Raw genomic sequence first — 18,708 nt, 5'->3', positions numbered from 1 at the left:
AGACAAGCTAATCGTTACAATAAAATCGCTAAGAGCTTCTTAAATATAAAGCTGTCAACTTGTCAGCAAATAAAATTAAACTATCTTTGTGACTTAAAATAAAACTCCCTTTTAAATAATCATATGGAAAAGGTAATTGACGAAAATAAACAAGGAACGAGCTTACAGCTAGAACAGAATAGAGACAATACTAAAAAGCTTTTTATTGAGAGCTATGGTTGTCAAATGAATTTTTCAGATAGTGAAATCGTTGCTTCCATTTTATCTGACGCAGGATACAATACAACCAATAACTTAGAAGAAGCTGATTTAGTTTTAGTAAACACTTGTTCTATTCGCGACAAAGCTGAACAAACAGTACGCAAACGCTTAGACCAATACAACCGAGTAAAGAAAAAAAACCCAGGAATGAAAGTGGGTGTTTTAGGTTGTATGGCGGAACGTCTAAAAAGTAAATTCTTAGAAGAAGAGAAGATTGTGGATATGGTTGTAGGACCTGATGCGTACAAAGATCTTCCTAACCTTTTAAAAGAAGTAGATGAAGGTAGAGATGCCATCAATGTAATTTTATCGAAAGATGAAACCTATGGTGATATTGCTCCTGTTCGTTTACAAAGTAATGGGGTTACTGCTTTTGTATCGATTACAAGAGGTTGTGACAACATGTGTACGTTTTGTGTTGTCCCTTTCACAAGAGGACGTGAACGCAGTAGAGAACCACACAGTATTATTTCAGAAATCCAAGATTTATACGAAAGAGGCTTCAAAGAAATCACTTTGTTAGGTCAAAACGTAGATAGTTACCTTTGGTATGGAGGAGGATTAAAGAAAGATTATGACAAAGCCTCAGAAATTCAAAAAGCAACAGCGGTTGATTTCGCTCAGCTTTTAGACTTATGTGCTACAAAATTCCCGAAGATGAGATTTCGTTTTTCGACTTCAAATCCACAGGATATGCACATGGAAGTAATTGAGGTCATTGCAAATCACGACAACATCTGTAAATACATTCACTTACCTGTTCAATCAGGAAGTACTCGTATCTTACAAGAGATGAATCGTCAACATACAAGAGAAGAATACATCGAATTAGTAGATAAGATTTACGCGTTAATTCCAGACATTTCTCTTTCACAAGATATGATTACAGGTTTCCCTACAGAAACAGAGGAAGACCACCAAGATACGCTTTCATTAATGGAGCATGTTCGCTATGATTTTGGTTTCATGTTTGCTTATTCAGAACGTCCAGGTACATTAGCTGCACGTAAACTAGAAGACGACATTCCAGAAGAAGTGAAAAAACGCCGTTTGAGCGAAATTATCGCAGTACAAGGTAAGATTAGCTTAGAGCGTACAAAGCGTTTTGTAGGACAAACCGTAGAGGTTTTGATTGAAAAAACTTCAAAGCGTTCAGATTTAGAATGGAGCGGAAGAAATTCACAGAATACAACGGTTGTATTCCCGAAAGAAAATTATAAAGTAGGTGACTTTGTTGAAGTTTACATTGAAGATTGTACTTCTGCTACCTTAATCGGTAAGGCTGTTGGTTATTCACCAATGCAAGAAGATTAATCACCTTTTGAAAAAATAGTACGAAAAAGTTCACTACATGGAAAATGTTCAAGCGATTAAACAACGATTTGAAATTATAGGTAATGATCCTAAGCTCAACCGTGCCATCCAAAAAGCAATACAAGTTGCACCAACGGATATTTCGGTTTTAGTTACAGGAGAAAGTGGAGTTGGGAAAGAAAGTATTCCCAAAATCATCCATTCCCTATCCCACCGCAAGCACGGCAAATACATTGCTGTAAACTGTGGTGCCATTCCTGAAGGAACGATTGACAGTGAACTATTTGGTCACGAAAAAGGAGCTTTTACGGGTGCAATTAGCACGAGAGAAGGTTATTTTGAAGAGGCAAATGGGGGTACTATTTTTTTAGATGAAGTAGGTGAATTACCACTAACTACTCAAGTTCGTTTATTGCGTATTTTGGAAAATGGAGAATTTATTAAAGTAGGTTCTTCTCGTGTTCAAAAAACGGATATTCGCATTATTGCAGCGACAAATGTCAATATGATTGACGCCATACAAAAAGGTAAATTTAGAGAGGATTTATACTACCGTTTGAGTACCATTGAAATTAGCTTGCCTCCACTTCGAGAAAGAGGAGAAGATATTCACTTGTTGTTTAGAAAATTCGCTTCGGATTTTGCGCATAAATACAAAATGCCTCCTGTCCGCTTAGATGCGAATGCAGCTAATTTTTTAATTCGCTATCGCTGGGATGGAAATATCAGACAATTGCGAAATGTGGCAGAGGAAATATCTGTATTGGAAACAAACAGAGAAATTACACTTCCCATTTTACAGACTTATTTACCCAACCACGACAGACAATTACCTTCTGTAGTACAGAGTAAAAAAGCGGAGAGCGATTTCAGTACGGAACGAGAGATTTTATACAAAATTCTCTTTGACATGCGCAATGATATTACTGATCTAAAAAAACTGACCTTAGAGCTCTTAAAACAAGATAAAGGCCAAGTACAAGAGAGCAATCAGCACCTGATTCAACGCATCTACGGTAATAAAAATGAATCGGTGGATTATCCGGCTAATCCTTCGGATATTCTACAGTTGGAAAACAGCAATTCACATGCTGCACACCCTTCACAACCAGTTCATCCTACGTATCATCCAACCATTATTGAAAATGAGGATGATGATGACAATTACCTAATTGCAGAAACAGTGGAAGACGAACCACTTAATCTGGAAGAACAAGAAGTAGAATTAATCCGCAAATCTTTGGAACGCAACAAGGGAAAAAGAAAAGCGGCTGCCGAAGAGCTCGGTATTTCAGAACGAACTTTATATCGAAAGATTAAACAATATAACTTATAAATGATGAAGTTTAAACCAGTTCTTATCATTCTTTTTATAACTTTAGGCTTACAAAGTTGTAAGTACTATAACTTTACGGGAACAGGAAAAATTGATGCTGATTCTTTCCAAGTGAATTATTTTCAAAATAATGCGCCATTGGTTGAGCCAGGAATTGAACGTACCTTTACCCTAGCCTTGCAAGATTTGATTCAGAATCAAACCAGTTTAACCCTAACTAATTCTGATGCAGATTTAGTTTATGAAGGTGAAATTGTCGATTATCGAATCAGCCCGATGACAGCAACTGCAGATCAGAGAGCCGCGCAAAACCGTTTGTATATCGCCATTAACGTGCGCTTTACAAACAAGCGAAATGCAGAAGATGATTTTGAAAAACGCTTCTCTTTCTATTATGACTATGATGCTAACGCACAATTAGTAGGAGCCACATTAAATACAGCCTTAGACGAAATTTACGAAAGAATTACGCAAGATGTATTCAATGAATCCTTAGCAAAATGGTAAAAGATCAACAAGAATTAATTTGAATATAGCTACTTTACATACTTACTTAGCTGACCCAACACAAGTACAGCGTTCAGACATTCAAGAATTAAAACAATTACTTGAGCAGTACCCTTATGTACAGGCTATACGCAGTTTGTACCTGAAAGCTCTTTATTCAAATGAAAGTACCTCATACAACCAAGAGCTCAAAAAAACCGCTGCCTATACCTTAGACCGCGACATTTTATTTAGCTTCATTGTTTCGGATGATTTTACCGCTTACACTCCTTTATCCATCGAAATAGCAGATGAAATTGAGGAAGAAATTGTGCCTGAAGCAAAGGAAAAAGACAAAGATCCAGAGCAGAATATCAGCACATTGTTGCAAAATATCTCCAAAGTTGCTTATGAAATCGTACAAGAAAGTCCTTCTTTGGTGGATGACGGGGAAAAAGAAATAGAAGAAGAAACGGTACAATCGGAATTCATTTCAATAGTAGAACCTCTAGTTCAGGAAGAACAAATAGCAGTTTCTCCAATTGAAGAATTAGAAGATAAGCTAGAAATTGGGAAACCTTTAGCTTTTGAAGCAGGAGAAAAATACTCGTTTCAAGAATGGTTAAAGCTTTCCAAACAACAGCCAATTGTCCGTGAATTGGACACAAAAAACGAGGAAATACAAGCTGAAAAGGAAGAAAAAGAAGAGATAATTACGGAAGATGAAAAAAATTTTCAAAAAAGTTTGGAGAAAAAACAAGCCATGATTGATAAATTCATCGAAACAAATCCTAAAATTATCCCAACAAAAAAAGTTACGGCAAGCCCTATAAATGTTGAATTATCGGTACAAGAGAATACCAGTTTAATGACGGAGACCTTAGCCAAAATTTATTTGGAGCAAAAAAAATATCAAAAAGCAATACAAGCTTATGAGATTTTAATTTTGAAATATCCAGAAAAAAGTAGTTTCTTTGCAAACCAAATATTAGATATAAAAGCGTTACAACAACATAATAGTTTATAAGCATGAACACATTTACAGTATTTTTAGTATTGATTGCTATCGTATGTTTTTTATTAATTGTGGTTATTATGGTACAAAATCCTAAAGGTGGAGGTTTAGACTCATCTTTTGGAGGATCTACTGTTGCAGGAGGTGTAAAAAACACGAATGACTTCTTAGATAAGAGTACTTGGACTTTAGGAGCGGTGTTAATCATCCTAATCTTAATGTCGAGCATTAGCTTTAGTGGTGGTGCAGTTGGAGATTCTAAACTTTTAGATCCTAACGCAGCAATGCCAGCACAACCTACTGTTCCTGCTGCAGCTAACACAGAAAACACGACAGAATCAACAACAGGAACTGAAGCTCCAGCTACTAGCGAGACTTCAACACCTGAAACTACACAAGAATAAGAAAGTATTTTACTTTTCGTTATAGAATGCCAGCTGTCAAGTTGGCATTTTTTTTTGGCAATAGGTGTCAATACAAGGTTTGGCACACTTTATGACTATTTATATAGCATTTAGAACTAATATAAATAATTCAATTTTTATAAACTATAAACACTATGGCATTAAACATTAAACCACTTGCGGATAGAGTTCTTATTGAACCTCAACCAGCAGAAACAAAAACTGCTTCTGGTCTTTTTATTCCTGACACAGCGAAAGAAAAACCACAAAAAGGGACAGTAGTCGCTGTAGGAAACGGTACAAAAGACCACAACATGACGGTACAAGTAGGCGATACAGTATTGTATGGTAAGTATGCAGGAACAGAGCTAAAATTAGAAGGTAAGGATTACCTAATCATGCGTGAAGATGACATCTTAGCGATTGTTTAATAAATTGAATAGTAACACACAAAGTAAAACAAGACTAAATCATGGCAAAAGATATTAAATTCGACATTGAAGCACGCGAAGGTTTAAAACGCGGTGTTGACGCTTTAGCAAATGCTGTTAAAGTAACTTTAGGACCAAAAGGAAGAAACGTAATCATCGGAAAAGCATTTGGTGCTCCAACTGTAACGAAAGATGGTGTTTCTGTAGCGAAAGAAGTAGAGTTAGAAGACGCATTAGAGAACATGGGTGCTCAAATGGTGAAAGAAGTTGCTTCTAAAACAAACGATTTAGCTGGAGATGGAACAACAACAGCTACTGTTTTAGCGCAAGCTATCGTTAAAGAAGGATTGAAAAACGTGGCTGCTGGAGCAAATCCAATGGACTTAAAACGCGGAATGGACAAAGCGGTTGAAGTAATCGTAAACCATTTAAAAGACCAAGCACAAGAAGTAGGTGGATCAATGGATAAAATCCAACAAATCGCTTCTATTTCTGCAAACAACGACGAATTCATCGGAGAATTAATCGCTCAAGCTTTTGAGAAAGTTGGTAAAGAAGGAGTAATCACAGTTGAAGAAGCAAAAGGTACTGAAACATTTGTTGATGTAGTAGAAGGAATGCAATTTGACAGAGGATACTTATCTCCTTATTTCGTTACCAATTCAGAAAAAATGGAAGTGGAACTAGATTCTCCTTACATTTTATTATACGACAAAAAAGTATCTTCTTTAAAAGAATTACTTCCTGTATTAGAGCCTGTTGCTCAGTCTGGAAAACCACTATTAATCATCGCTGAAGATGTTGATGGAGAAGCACTTTCTACTTTAGTTGTAAACAAATTAAGAGGGGCTTTAAAAATTGCTGCTGTAAAAGCACCTGGTTTTGGTGATAGAAGAAAAGCAATGTTAGAAGATATCGCAATCTTAACAGGTGGTGTAGTAATTTCTGAAGAGCAAGGATATACGTTAGAAAATACGTCATTGGAAATGTTAGGTACATGTAAACGTGTAAACATTGACAAAGACAACACAACAATCGTTAGCGGAAGTGGAGAATCAGATATGATTCAAAACAGAGTTAACCAAATCAAAGCACAGATGGAAACAACTACATCTGACTATGATAAAGAAAAATTACAAGAGCGTCTAGCTAAATTAGCTGGTGGTGTTGCTGTATTATATGTAGGAGCTGCTACGGAAGTAGAGATGAAAGAGAAAAAAGACAGAGTAGACGATGCTTTACATGCTACTAGAGCGGCAATTGAAGAAGGAATTGTTGCAGGTGGTGGAGTTGCTTTACTAAGAGCAAAAGCAAACTTAAACAGCATCAACGCAATTAATGCAGACGAAGAAACAGGAATCCAAATCATCGCTAAAGCAGTAGAGTCTCCATTGAGAACGATTGTTGAAAACGCAGGTTTAGAAGGTTCTGTAGTTGTGGCTAAAGTATTAGAAGGAAACAATAACTTCGGATACAACGCAAAAACAAACGAATACATCGATATGCTACAAGCAGGTGTAATCGATCCTAAGAAAGTAACAAGAGTTGCTTTAGAAAACGCAGCTTCAGTTGCAGGTATGATCCTTATCACAGAGTGTGCTTTAGTTGATATTAAAGACGAAAACGGTGGAGGAATGCCAATGGGCGGAGGTATGCCAGGAATGATGTAATTTCACACCCTATAATAAAAAAAAGGCTTGAACAAATGTTCAAGCCTTTTTTTTATTATAGGTAATGAGATGTTTTCCCTTACTCATTTCTTTTCTCTATTTTCTATCCAACGATTTTTTTCAAATCAGCAATTGTTGCCATCGGATCCGCAGCGCTAAATACAAAATTCCCTGCTACTAAAGCACTTGCACCCGCATCTACTAATGCTTTGGCATTCTTACTATTTACACCTCCGTCAATCTCAATGATTACATTTGCTCCTTTAGCATCAATCATCGCTTTTAACTTACGCACTTTCTCATACGTATTTTCAATAAAGCTTTGTCCGCCAAACCCTGGGTTTACACTCATAATCAAAACTAAATCTAGATCTTGAATGATGTCTTCTAAAACAGCAACTGGTGTATGTGGATTTAAGGCTACCCCTGCTTGCATTCCTTCCGCTTTAATAGCTTGTATCGTACGGTGTAAATGCGTACAAGCTTCATAGTGTACCGTTAAAATATCGGTACCTAATTCTTTAAATGTTTTGATATAGCGATCAGGATCTACAATCATCAAATGCACATCCAATGTTTTCTTTGCATGTTTATTGATTGCCGCTAAAACGGGCATTCCAAAAGAGATGTTTGGTACGAAAACTCCGTCCATAATATCAACGTGAAACCAATCTGCTTGACTTTCATTAATCATTTCGATATCGCGTTGTAGATTTGCAAAATCGGCAGCCAAAACTGATGGCGCTATCTTTATATTTTTCATACTGTTGTGTTGTTTGTACAAAGATAAAAAAATCCCAAGAGGAAAGTCCGCTTAGGATTTTATAAATTATGTTATTGTTCTTTTATAGTCGCTTCAAATAATTCGGCAAAGTACTTGATGATTTTAGCGCGTACCTCATCTTCATCTACGTAATTTACCCCTAATTCCACATGTAAAGAAGTCACCCCTTTTCCGCGGATTCCACAAGGAATAATATTGTCAAAATATCCTAAATCTGAATTGACATTCAAGGCAAAACCATGCATTGTTACCCAGCGAGAAGCACGTACACCCATCGCACATATCTTCCTAGCAAACGGAGTTCCTACGCCTAACCAAACGCCCGTTTCTCCTTCGCTTCTTCCCGCTTCAATACCATAATCTTTCAGCACAAGAATCATCGTTTCTTCTAACAAGCGCAAATACTTGTGGATATCAGTAAAAAAGTTTTCTAAATCTAAAATGGGATATCCTACAATCTGACCTGGTCCGTGATACGTAATATCTCCTCCTCTATTTATCTTATAGAATGTTGCTCCTTTTGCTTTTAATTGTTCTTCATCCAGCAAAAGATTCTCCATATCTCCACTTTTTCCTAAGGTATATACATGAGGGTGCTCAACAAACAAAAAATAATTGGGTGTTGGTTCTTCCGTTTCTTCTCTTCTATTCTTGATTTTGATATCTAAAACCGATTGAAAAAGCTCTTCTTGATACGCCCAAGTATCTTTATAGTCTTTTTCACCTAAATCAATTAGGGTCACTTCTTTATTCATGTTTACAAACTTAGCGGTTATATTTTGGATTATTAAGAATAACTAACGCTCCGATAACACCGGGAATCCAACCTGCTAGGGTTAAAAGAAAAACAATTATTATGGATCCGCACCCTTTATCATACACAGCGATAGGCGGAAAAATAATAGACAAAATTACTCTCCAAATACTCATAATCACTTATTTATATCCTACAAATTTCGTCATTTTTTATGAATTACGGCTATAAATTCAGCTAAACCCACGCTTGAAATCCGCTCAAAAAGATCAATTGACTAATTAACTGACATTTGGCGAGATACAATGGGTACTAATTTTTAAAGATTACCTATATTTGCACTTTATAAATTAATTCATAATTCACAATTATTATGCAACTTTCAGAACAAGAAATCATCAGAAGAGAGAAGCTCGCAAAATTGCAAGAGCTTGGTGTGAATCCTTATCCTGCTAACTTATTTCCAGTAAATCATACATCCAAGCAGATAAAGAACGGTTTTGAAGAAGGTAAGAAGGTAATTGTGGCAGGAAGATTAATGTCTTCTCGTATTCAAGGAAAAGCTTCTTTCGCAACCATTCAAGACAGTGAAGGAAAGATTCAATTATACATCAACAGAGATGAACTTTGTCCAGGTGAGAACAAAGATTTATATAACGAAGTTTACAAAAAACTAATTGACTTAGGAGATATCATTGGTATCGAAGGGGAATTATTTACAACACAAGTAGGAGAAAAAACAGTACGTGTACAAGGGCTTTCTCTATTGAGTAAATCTTTACGTCCGTTACCATTACCTAAGACAGATGCAGAAGGTAATACATTCGATGCTTTTACGGATCCTGAATTGCGTTACAGAATGCGTTATGTAGATTTAGTTGTTAATCCTTCAATTAAAGAAACGTTTATTAAGCGTACGAAGTTGTTTAACGCTATGCGTCAATTCTTCAATGAATCTGGCTATATGGAGGTTGAAACACCTGTACTACAGTCTATCCCTGGTGGAGCTGCTGCACGTCCATTCATGACTCATCACAACGCCTTGGATATTCCATTGTATTTGCGTATCGCAAACGAATTATATTTAAAACGTTTAATCGTAGGTGGTTTTGACGGAGTCTATGAGTTCGCTAAAAACTTCCGTAACGAAGGAATGGACAGAACCCATAATCCAGAATTTACCGTAATGGAAATCTATGTAGCCTATAAAGACTACAACTGGATGATGGACTTCACAGAGCGTTTATTAGAGCATTGTGCAATGGCAGTAAACGGTTCTTCAAAAGCTATTTTTGGCGAACATGAGATTGACTTTAAAGCCCCATATAAACGAATCACTATGGCTGATTCGATTAAAGAATTTACTGGTTTTGACATTACCGGAAAAACAGAAGATGAAATTCGTCAAGCTGCTTTAGGTATGGGTATTCCTGTAGATGAAACGATGGGGAAAGGAAAATTAATTGACGAGATTTTCGGGGAAAAATGTGAGGGGAACTACATCCAACCTACGTTTATCACAGATTATCCAAAAGAGATGTCTCCCTTAACCAAAGCACACCGTGATAATCCAGAATTAACCGAGCGTTTTGAGTTGATGGTTTGTGGAAAAGAAGTAGCCAATGCATATTCAGAGTTAAATGATCCTATTGACCAAAGAGAGCGTTTTGAAGCTCAAATGGCTTTAGCGGATCGTGGAGATGATGAAGCGATGTTCATTGATCAAGATTTCTTACGTGCTTTAGAATACGGAATGCCTCCTACTTCGGGAATGGGGATTGGAATGGATCGTTTAGCCATGTTCTTAACGAATAATCCATCTATTCAAGAAGTATTATTCTTCCCTCAAATGAGACCAGAGAAAACAGCTCCAACTGTAGAATTATCCGATGAAGAGAAAATCATCATCCAAATTCTAGAGCAAAACGAAAACAAAGTGGAGCTAGGTTCACTAAAAGAACAAGCCGCTTTAAGTGGTAAGAAATGGGATAAAGCCATGAAAGCGCTTTCCTCACATAACTTAACCAAAGTAGTGACGGAAGATGATAGTAAATATGTTGTTTATCAACAGTAATAAAAAAGGGATGCGAATGCATCCCTTTTTTATTCTATTCAACGTGTGAAATACAAGCATAAAAAAAGCACTGCTGAGCAGTGCTTTTTTTTATTATCCTAAATACGTTTTCAGTATTTTACTTCTTGACGTATGTTTTAAGCGACGGATCGCTTTTTCTTTAATCTGACGAACACGCTCTCTTGTTAAGTCAAACGTTTCTCCTATTTCTTCTAATGTCATTGGGTGTTGATCTCCTAAACCGAAATACAAACGAACAACATCAGCTTCACGTGGTGTTAACGTTTCTAAGGCTCTTTCAATCTCTGTACGCAATGATTCGTGGATTAACTCACGATCTGGGTTTGGTGATTCACCTGAACGCAATACATCGTATAAGTTAGAATCCTCTCCTTCTACTAAAGGAGCATCCATAGATAAATGACGCCCAGAGTTTTTCATACTCTCTTTTACGTCGTTTACAGTCATATCCAATTCTACAGCGATTTCCTCTGCTGAAGGCGGACGTTCATTAGACTGCTCTAACAGCGCGTACATTTTATTAATTTTATTAATCGAACCAATTTTATTTAATGGTAAACGTACAATTCTAGATTGTTCAGCTAAAGCAGACAAAATAGATTGTCTAATCCACCAAACTGCGTAAGAAATAAATTTAAAACCACGAGTTTCATCAAAACGCTGTGCGGCTTTAATCAACCCCAAGTTTCCTTCATTAATTAAATCCGGAAGCGTCAACCCTTGGTTTTGGTATTGTTTAGCTACCGAAACCACGAATCTTAAGTTAGCCTTAGTTAATTTCTCTAAAGCTCTTTGATCACCAGCTTTAATTCGCTGTGCTAATTCTACCTCTTCATCTGCAGTAATCAAATCTACTTTACCAATCTCTTGCAAATACTTATCTAGTGAAGCGGTTTCACGATTCGTAACTTGCTTGGTAATTTTAAGTTGTCTCATAGTATTTTACTCCTTATTTGTCTTTGTCCTTAATGGTCTACATAAGTTATACGTACACATTCCTCAAAAAGTTACAATATTTTAAAAAATATTTTCTTTTTGTTGCCTTCTAAAAATATAAAGCCTTAAAAACATGGTTTCTAAGGCTTTATAAAAACAATTTATTTCAATAATCGCTAACGATTAATAATAATTGACTTTACTCAGTTCTTTCTCATCAACTTCTACTTCATCTAAGTAACGCTCTAAACTATCATCTAGTTCTTTCATCCAAACGGTATGGTGTTCTTCTGCGGTTACACCCGTCATAACAGAGGTATACACTTGGTCACGATACGTTAGGATATCAATTTCTTTTGAATCTAAGTAGCGTTTAAACATTTCTCCCACCTTATCAATATTAAACGTTGGATAATCGGTAAGATTAATCAAGTCTTTAATATAAGCTGTTTGGAAATCTACCTGCTCATTACTTGTCATGGTCAATTCTTCCCCTTTCAACCATTTGTCAATATCAGCTTGACGCTCTTCTTTAGTAGGCAACGCAATACGTCCTAACATATAATCTCTTGCAAACCAAGCTTGTGCATCAAACATATTAAACGTATAGTACTGATCTTGCATTCCCAAGAAGATTAAGCGCTCATTTTCATTATACACCACTCCTTTGTATAGATTATCTGGATACAGACAGTTCTTTGTTTTTAGTCGCAGATTATCTGGCAAGAACGGGAATTTATGTTGATATCCTGTACACAATACAACAGCATCAAAAGCTTTTGATGTTCCGTCTTTAAAAAAGGCTTTATTATCCTCAAAATGCGTAACAATTGTCTTCTCCTCTACTCCTTTAGGCCATTTAACGCCAATTGGATTCGTACGATATGAAATGGTTACCGATTTACTTCCGTGTTTGAAACATTGTACCCCGATATCTTCTGCTGAATAACTACTTCCAATTAATAGAATGTCTTTATCAATAAATTGGTCTGCTCCACGGAAATCATGCGCGTGCATTACTGTTCCAGGGAAATGATCAATTCCTTTAAAGAAAGGCATATTAGGGGTTGAGAAGTGTCCCGTACCCAATACAAGGTAATCGAAAAATTCTTCAAACGTTTCATTCTTTACCAAGTCATCAAAGATTACGCGGAATTGTTTTTTATCTTCCAGATAATCCACCCAACGGACTACCGTATTGAATTTAATATAATCTCTTGCGTTACTTTGTTTGATTCGCCCTTCAATATAATCAAAGAGAACTTCTCTTGGAGGATAAGAAGATAGCGGTTGTTTGAAGTGGTCCATAAAGGTATAATCGGCAAATTCTAAACACTCTTTAGGGCCGTTCGACCATAAGTATTTATACATACTTCCGTGTAAAGGTTCTCCGTATTTCCCTACACCTGTACGCCAAGTATAGTTCCACATTCCACCCCAGTTATCTTGTTTTTCGTAACATTTAATCTCAGGGATTGGGTTCCCTTTTTTCTGTTCTGATTCAAAAGCTCTTAACATAGCAAGCCCACTTGGACCTGCTCCAATAATTCCTACTTTAAAATTAGTCATTATATACTACTATTTTAGGCCCCTAACTTTCATGCGAAATGGAGCTAATTAATAAACGATATTTTCGATTTCATCAAAGAAAGAATCTTGTACAAAGACTCTTACAGACACTCTTACTGAGTGATTTGATAGGTCATCGTGAAAGACAACCTAATAATAGGAGAACCCGTAGCGGGTTCTTACTAGACAAAGAGGAAAAGCCTCTATAGATTACTGCCTAATTGCAAGTGATTTTAATCAATCACTTTACAGCTGATAGAGCAAATATAAGCAATTTTTAGGACATGGCCAAACTCCTCCATTTTTAACTAGCTAATTATCAATATCTAATTAAAAAAAAAGATAGTTTCATGAAGACAAAAAAAGGTTATCTTTACCTCAACCAATACAAAAAACGATGAATCAAACACCGAAATTAACCTATGTTTTACACAGCGGTTCTTTCTTAAGTACCTTGCTGATTTTCTGCTTCATATTTTTAAGTCGAAGGGGAGCTAACGGTATATATACACAGCCTTTGTTAGGTGCATTATACGAATTATTATGGTTGCCACTTCTCGCCGCTTTATTCAGTATTCCAGTGGTGTGGTTTGTCTTAGCTTGTAGAAAAAAAGTAGCTTGGACAAAGCTAATCCTTCCTTGTGCATTATCCGCAGGAACAATCGCGTACTTGATACTATCACAATAAAAAAAAGAGCCTGTATTTAAAGGCTCTTTTTATTTGCTATATGGTATAATGACCTTGTTTTACTTTTAAAACGTCATATAGTTTCTGATACGTTTGAACATCCGTTTGCAAGCGCAGACCTTCTCGAATTAAATCACCCGCCATCACTTCAAGTTCTGTTTGGGGTTTATTACTCAAGAAATCACTATGCATGGACGTCGTAGAATCAAAGGGAATTGCTGCTAAACGCTGCATCACCACCTCAACTACATCTTCTGTTAAGTTTACTCCTTTGGCTTGAGCAACTTGACTTGCTTCCGTTACTAACGCTTGTATGGTTATAGGATGATCACGCATCACAACACCAAAAGAACAATTGTAAAATGCCGTTGCCACGGCAGAAGAAGAAACTAAAATATATTTCTCCCAAACTTCTCGTGCAATATCCTGTGTACAAATAGAGACAATTCCCGCAGCTTTCAGCAATTCATCCAATTGTAACATCTGGGGCGTAATCCCTTCTGTACGTCCAAAAACAATCTTTTGTCTTCCACTCGGATTATCAATGACACCTGCTTCTTTTAAACGAGAAACCATATACGTACACCCTTGCCAAACTTCAGCATCCAAAAGATGATCTAGCTTCTCGAAAGCTTCAACACCATTCAATAAAGGAAGAATAACCGTGTTTTTAGACACAATCGCTTTCAAATCATCAATTACCCTATCCAGATCATATTCTTTCGTACAAAGCAAGATAAAATCCATTGCCCCCAACTCTTGTACACGTTCTACTACTTGTGTAGGTTTTCCAATGATTACATTATCTTTAGATAAAACAGTTAGTCCATGTGTTTCTATTTGTTTGCCGTGTTCGCCTCTTGCAACGAAATGGATATCTACTTGTGCATCTTGTTCAAAATGATGGGCTAATAATCCACCATAAAACCCACCAACACCACCTAGACCAATAACCCCTATATTTATTTTACTCATTGTATTATTTCTTTTTTTCCTTTTTTAAAGATACTCAAAAAGCTAGAAAACACGCTACCTCTATCCGTTTAAAACAAAAAAAACACCTCGATTGAGGTGTTTTTATATACTAGATCGGAATTATTTCTTCTCTTCTTTTTTCGGTCCTTGAGCTCCTTCTGGTTTGTTTCCTTCTGGTTTATTTTCTCTTGGAGGACGTGGTAAAAGTGCCTTTTTAGAAACTTTTGGTTTTTTCGTTTTCGGATCAATACCCATGTATTTCACTTCTAACTCATCTCCTAATTTCAATACATCTGCTGGATTTTCAATGCGTTTCCAATCCAATTCAGATACGTGAAGTAAAGTTTCTTTACCTGGTACAAATTCTACTACTGCACCAAAATCCAACATTTTTACAACTTTCACTTTGTATACTTCTCCTTCTACTGGAGCAAAGATTGTGTTGTTGATTGATTGGATTGCTCTGTCCATTCCCGCTTGACTTGTACCTAAAACTTCGATTACTCCTTTGTCATCTACTTCGTTGATAACAATTGTAGTTTCAGTTTCAGCTTGAAGTGCTTGAATATTTTTACCTCCAGGTCCGATAACTGCTCCAATGAAATCTTTAGGAATTTCAATTGTAACAATTTTTGGTGCTTTTGGTTTCACAGTTGCATTAGGTGTAGCAATTGTTTCTTCTAATAATCCTAAGATATGTAGACGTCCTTCAAGCGCTTGTTTTAATGCTTGCTCCATGATATCATAAGCTAATCCGTCGATTTTAATATCCATTTGACAAGCTGTGATACCATCTTTTGTTCCTGTTACTTTAAAGTCCATATCTCCTAAGTGATCTTCATCACCTAAGATATCAGACAATACAGCCCAACGTCCAGTTTTTGAATCTGAGATTAATCCCATTGCGATACCTGAAACTGGTTTGATCATTTGGATACCTGCATCCATTAAGGCTAATGTACCCGCACAAACTGTTGCCATAGAAGACGAACCGTTTGACTCTAATACCTCAGACACTAAACGAATAGTATAAGGACAATCAGCAGGAATCATGTTTTTCAAAGCACGTTGTGCTAAGTTACCATGACCTACTTCTCTACGTGATGTACCTCTTAATGGTTTTGCTTCACCTGTTGAGAATGGAGGGAAGTTATAGTGTAAATAGAATCTATCTTCTCCTTGCTCACTTGGTAAGTCAATAATATTAGCATCTCTAGATGTACCTAATGTTACTGTAGCTAATGCTTGTGTTTCTCCACGTGTAAAGATAGATGATCCGTGTACTGAAGGTAAGTAATCTACTTCGCTCCAAATCGGGCGGATTTCTGTCGTTTTACGACCATCTAAACGGATATTTTGATCTAAGATCAAGTTACGTACCGCTTCTTTTTGTGTCTTTTTGAAATACGTGCTGATTAACTCTGCTTTTTCTGCTAGATCCTCTTCAGAGAATAAAGCTTTAACCTCTTCATATACCTCAGCAAATTTCTCACCACGCTCGCTTTTACCACTTGCATGAGAAGCGATTTCGTACAATTTAGCATACGCTGCATCGTGAACGATTTTCTCTACTTCTACATCAGTAGCTTCTGGTTCATACTCACGGAAAGTAAGACCTAAAGCTGCACGCATTTTCTCTTGCGCTTCGATTTGAACTTTAATAGCTTCATGTGCAAATTTAATTGCATCAATCATCTCTTGTTCTGAGATTTCTCTCATTTCTCCCTCTACCATACAAACAGAGTCTTTAGAAGCTCCGATCATCATATCTATATCAGAAGCATTTAATTGCTCTCTTGAAGGGTTGATAATAAATTGTCCGTCAACACGTCCAACTCTTACCTCAGAGATTGAATTGTAAAAAGGAATATCTGATACCGCTAATGCTGCAGAAGCAGCTAAACCAGCTAATGCATCAGGCATTACATTTTCGTCATGAGACATTAACTGAATCATCACTTGTGTTTCCGCGTGGTAATCGTCCGGGAACAATGGGCGTAAACAACGGTCAACTAGACGCATTGTCAATACTTCTTGGTCACTTGGGCGAGCCTCACGTTTAAAAAAGCCTCCTGGAAAACGTCCAGCAGCAGCGAATTTTTCTCTGTAATCTACAGTTAAAGGAAGGAAGTCCACACCAGGATTTGCCGTTCTCGCAGAAACAGCTGTAGCAAGAAGCATACAGTCTCCCATACGAACAACAACAGAACCATCTGCTTGTTTCGCTAATTTCCCCGTTTCGATTGAGATGCTACGTCCATCTCCTAAATCGATAATTTCTTTGGTTACCTTAGGAATCATAATAATTTAATACTTTAGGGTTTCTGTCTCTCCGAAGAGAGACGTAAAATGTGTTGTGTGTGTTGTGTTGTGTGTTGTGTAGTATATGAAACCCAATGAAAAACCAGATCTAACTCTGCTAAAGGCAAAAAAACAAAAAGAGGCGCGCAGGCACCTCTTTCCTATATTGATTATTTTCTAATACCCAATACTTTAATGATCTCACGATATCTGTTAATCTCAGTTTTCTTTAAGTAGTCAAGAAGTCTTCTTCTTTTACCTACTAAAAGAACTAATGAACGCTCCGTGTTGTAATCTTTACGATTTCTTTTCAAGTGCTCAGTTAAGTGAGAGATTCTGTAAGTGAACAAAGCGATTTGTCCTTCTGCAGATCCTGTGTTTGCAGCTACACCTCCGTGTTGTTGGAAGATCTCAGCTTTTTTTTCTTTTGTTAAATACATGCCAATATTCTTTAATGATTTTTATGTACGAATTCTAGTTCTCTAAAATTCAATTGCAAAGTTACTTTTATTTTTCAAACCATCATCACAGTTCTATATTTTTTTTCAAAAAAATAATAAGTTCCTTGCTTACACCTTATTACACATATAAAGAGGCAATCTTTTCATTCAGTGTTTCCAAGAATAATTGATCTTCTTGAGTGAATGCACGAAGCGTATGAGAGTCGATATCAATTTGTCCGATGTTTTTTCCTTCCACAAATAAAGGGACCACGATTTCTGACTTTACAGTCATACTACAAGCAATATAATTGCTTTGTGCGTTCACATCATCAACTAGAAACGTTTGGTTGCTCTCCGCTACTTGCCCACAAATTCCCTTTCCAAAAGGAATAACAGTATGGTCTGTTGCCTCTCCCGTATAAGGACCTAAATGCAACAAGCGCTTTTCGGCATCAGCAAAATAAAATCCAACCCAATCATAATGGGATACTTTTTCCTCCAATAAATCACATATGGACTGTAGTTTTTCTGTCACACTACCTTCTTTGGTTAATATAGATGTAGCTTCTTCTAAAAGGGTGGTATATAACGTATGCATGTTTTATTTTTTAGTCTACCAAAGGTACAATTTCTGTTGTAGGCATTTTTTCTTTTTTCTCTCCAATAATTTATACAAAAAACTTTTTGCCCTCCCGAAATAATGCTTTTTTTCTTATTTTTGCTTCATGCTAAAGAAAAAACTTGTCAGTATTTGGTTTCTGTTGATTTTCCTATTTTCAAACATAGGATGGTCAATGAGTGTACATTACTGTCAAGGCGAAGCACATTACAGTCCCTTGCGTTATACGCACACCCATCAAGATACGGGATGTACCATGGAAATGGAGATGGAGCAAGAAATACAACAAGAAGAAAAAGCTTGTTGTTCTACAAAAGCTCCGGTTGAAAAACCCATCAAAAAATTTGCTGATAAAAAATGTTGTCAAGATGAATTGATTAAATCCAATCCTTCAGACCACAACATTCAGCATGTCTATACTCCGCATTTCGAATTCATTCTTCCTGATTATAGCTGGACTGAATGCTCTAGGTATGTAGTGGATTTTCCTGTACAAAAACAGGAAACACTAGCCTATTACATGGAGGCAAATGCTCCTCCACTCTATCAACTATATTGTCGTCTAGTTCTCTACGCGTAATCTGTTATTACTACATTTTCGTTTGACTTCCCTTTGTAAGTCGAACA

19 protein-coding genes are annotated in these 18,708 nt (G+C 36.6%); 10 read left to right on the top strand and 9 right to left on the bottom strand.

Annotation, left to right across the window (positions count from 1 at the left end; genetic code table 11):
• The first annotated feature begins 123 nt into the window (after positions 1-123).
• The 7 genes from miaB (at position 124) to groL (ending at position 6,917) form a co-directional block, all read left to right on the top strand.
• Entirely contained in the window at positions 124-1,575 is a 1,452-nt protein-coding gene (gene miaB / locus ACUTSE_RS05855; RefSeq protein ID WP_002987637.1) for a tRNA (N6-isopentenyl adenosine(37)-C2)-methylthiotransferase MiaB, read from the top strand.
• A gap of 37 nt (positions 1,576-1,612) precedes the next feature.
• The gene (locus ACUTSE_RS05850) at positions 1,613-2,911 is read left to right on the top strand and encodes a sigma-54 interaction domain-containing protein (protein WP_002987638.1); all 1,299 of its coding nucleotides are present in this window, start codon (positions 1,613-1,615) and stop codon (positions 2,909-2,911) included.
• Positions 2,912-2,914: 3 nt separating this feature from the next.
• On the top strand, positions 2,915-3,418 hold the full coding sequence (locus tag ACUTSE_RS05845; RefSeq protein WP_002987639.1) for an LptE family protein: 504 nt from the start codon (positions 2,915-2,917) through the stop codon (positions 3,416-3,418).
• Positions 3,419-3,437: 19 nt separating this feature from the next.
• Positions 3,438-4,424 (top strand): tetratricopeptide repeat protein, encoded by a 987-nt coding sequence (locus ACUTSE_RS05840; protein ID WP_445639551.1) that lies wholly within the window; start codon positions 3,438-3,440, stop codon positions 4,422-4,424.
• A gap of 2 nt (positions 4,425-4,426) precedes the next feature.
• A complete protein-coding gene (gene secG / locus ACUTSE_RS05835; protein WP_002987641.1) occupies positions 4,427-4,816 on the top strand; it encodes a preprotein translocase subunit SecG in 390 nt (129 codons plus the stop codon).
• A 155-nt stretch (positions 4,817-4,971) separates the two neighbouring features.
• A complete protein-coding gene (locus ACUTSE_RS05830) occupies positions 4,972-5,247 on the top strand; it encodes a co-chaperone GroES (protein ID WP_002987642.1) in 276 nt (91 codons plus the stop codon).
• 41 nt (positions 5,248-5,288) lie between these two features.
• Positions 5,289-6,917, top strand: a complete 1,629-nt coding sequence (groL, locus tag ACUTSE_RS05825) for a chaperonin GroEL (RefSeq protein WP_002987643.1) — start codon at positions 5,289-5,291, stop codon at positions 6,915-6,917.
• A gap of 103 nt (positions 6,918-7,020) precedes the next feature.
• Here groL and rpe read toward each other — a convergent pair whose 3' ends face one another.
• The 3 genes from rpe to ACUTSE_RS05810 form a co-directional block, all read right to left on the bottom strand.
• Positions 7,021-7,680: a ribulose-phosphate 3-epimerase gene (rpe, locus tag ACUTSE_RS05820; protein WP_445639550.1), complete on the bottom strand. Its 660-nt coding sequence runs from the start codon at positions 7,678-7,680 to the stop codon at positions 7,021-7,023.
• A gap of 71 nt (positions 7,681-7,751) precedes the next feature.
• On the bottom strand, positions 7,752-8,456 hold the full coding sequence (lipB, locus tag ACUTSE_RS05815; protein ID WP_002987647.1) for a lipoyl(octanoyl) transferase LipB: 705 nt from the start codon (positions 8,454-8,456) through the stop codon (positions 7,752-7,754).
• A gap of 10 nt (positions 8,457-8,466) precedes the next feature.
• Positions 8,467-8,631: a YqaE/Pmp3 family membrane protein gene (locus ACUTSE_RS05810; protein WP_002987648.1), complete on the bottom strand. Its 165-nt coding sequence runs from the start codon at positions 8,629-8,631 to the stop codon at positions 8,467-8,469.
• A 197-nt stretch (positions 8,632-8,828) separates the two neighbouring features.
• Here ACUTSE_RS05810 and lysS point away from each other — a divergent pair, with 197 nt between their 5' ends.
• Positions 8,829-10,529 (top strand): lysine--tRNA ligase, encoded by a 1,701-nt coding sequence (gene lysS / locus ACUTSE_RS05805; protein WP_445639549.1) that lies wholly within the window; start codon positions 8,829-8,831, stop codon positions 10,527-10,529.
• A 93-nt stretch (positions 10,530-10,622) separates the two neighbouring features.
• Here lysS and ACUTSE_RS05800 read toward each other — a convergent pair whose 3' ends face one another.
• Positions 10,623-11,486, bottom strand: coding sequence for a sigma-70 family RNA polymerase sigma factor (locus tag ACUTSE_RS05800; protein ID WP_002987652.1), 864 nt, complete (start codon positions 11,484-11,486; stop codon positions 10,623-10,625).
• 183 nt (positions 11,487-11,669) lie between these two features.
• Positions 11,670-13,055, bottom strand: coding sequence for an NAD(P)-binding domain-containing protein (locus ACUTSE_RS05795; protein ID WP_445639548.1), 1,386 nt, complete (start codon positions 13,053-13,055; stop codon positions 11,670-11,672).
• Between the two features lie 397 nt (positions 13,056-13,452).
• Here ACUTSE_RS05795 and ACUTSE_RS05790 point away from each other — a divergent pair, with 397 nt between their 5' ends.
• Complete coding sequence (locus ACUTSE_RS05790; protein ID WP_445639547.1) at positions 13,453-13,743, top strand: hypothetical protein; 291 nt, start codon at positions 13,453-13,455, stop codon at positions 13,741-13,743.
• A gap of 36 nt (positions 13,744-13,779) precedes the next feature.
• On the opposite strand, the gene ACUTSE_RS05785 is transcribed toward ACUTSE_RS05790, so the two are convergent.
• From ACUTSE_RS05785 to ACUTSE_RS05770, 4 genes are all read right to left on the bottom strand, one after another.
• On the bottom strand, positions 13,780-14,718 hold the full coding sequence (locus ACUTSE_RS05785; protein WP_445639546.1) for a ketopantoate reductase family protein: 939 nt from the start codon (positions 14,716-14,718) through the stop codon (positions 13,780-13,782).
• A 120-nt stretch (positions 14,719-14,838) separates the two neighbouring features.
• Positions 14,839-17,019 (bottom strand): polyribonucleotide nucleotidyltransferase, encoded by a 2,181-nt coding sequence (locus ACUTSE_RS05780; protein WP_445639545.1) that lies wholly within the window; start codon positions 17,017-17,019, stop codon positions 14,839-14,841.
• Positions 17,020-17,189: 170 nt separating this feature from the next.
• Positions 17,190-17,459, bottom strand: coding sequence for a 30S ribosomal protein S15 (rpsO, locus tag ACUTSE_RS05775; protein WP_002987657.1), 270 nt, complete (start codon positions 17,457-17,459; stop codon positions 17,190-17,192).
• Between the two features lie 139 nt (positions 17,460-17,598).
• Entirely contained in the window at positions 17,599-18,060 is a 462-nt protein-coding gene (locus ACUTSE_RS05770) for a GAF domain-containing protein (RefSeq protein ID WP_445639544.1), read from the bottom strand.
• Between the two features lie 127 nt (positions 18,061-18,187).
• On the opposite strand from ACUTSE_RS05770, the gene ACUTSE_RS05765 reads away from it, so the two are divergent.
• Positions 18,188-18,661 carry an HYC_CC_PP family protein gene (locus tag ACUTSE_RS05765; RefSeq protein WP_445639543.1) on the top strand — a complete coding sequence of 158 codons (474 nt, stop codon included), beginning with the start codon at positions 18,188-18,190 and terminating at the stop codon, positions 18,659-18,661.
• Positions 18,662-18,708: the final 47 nt, after the last annotated feature.

The organism is Myroides sp. TSA_177.3, from assembly GCF_052691955.1.
The sequence above is the reverse complement of the archived record's forward strand: the minus strand, read 5'-3'. Positions and strand labels throughout refer to the sequence as shown.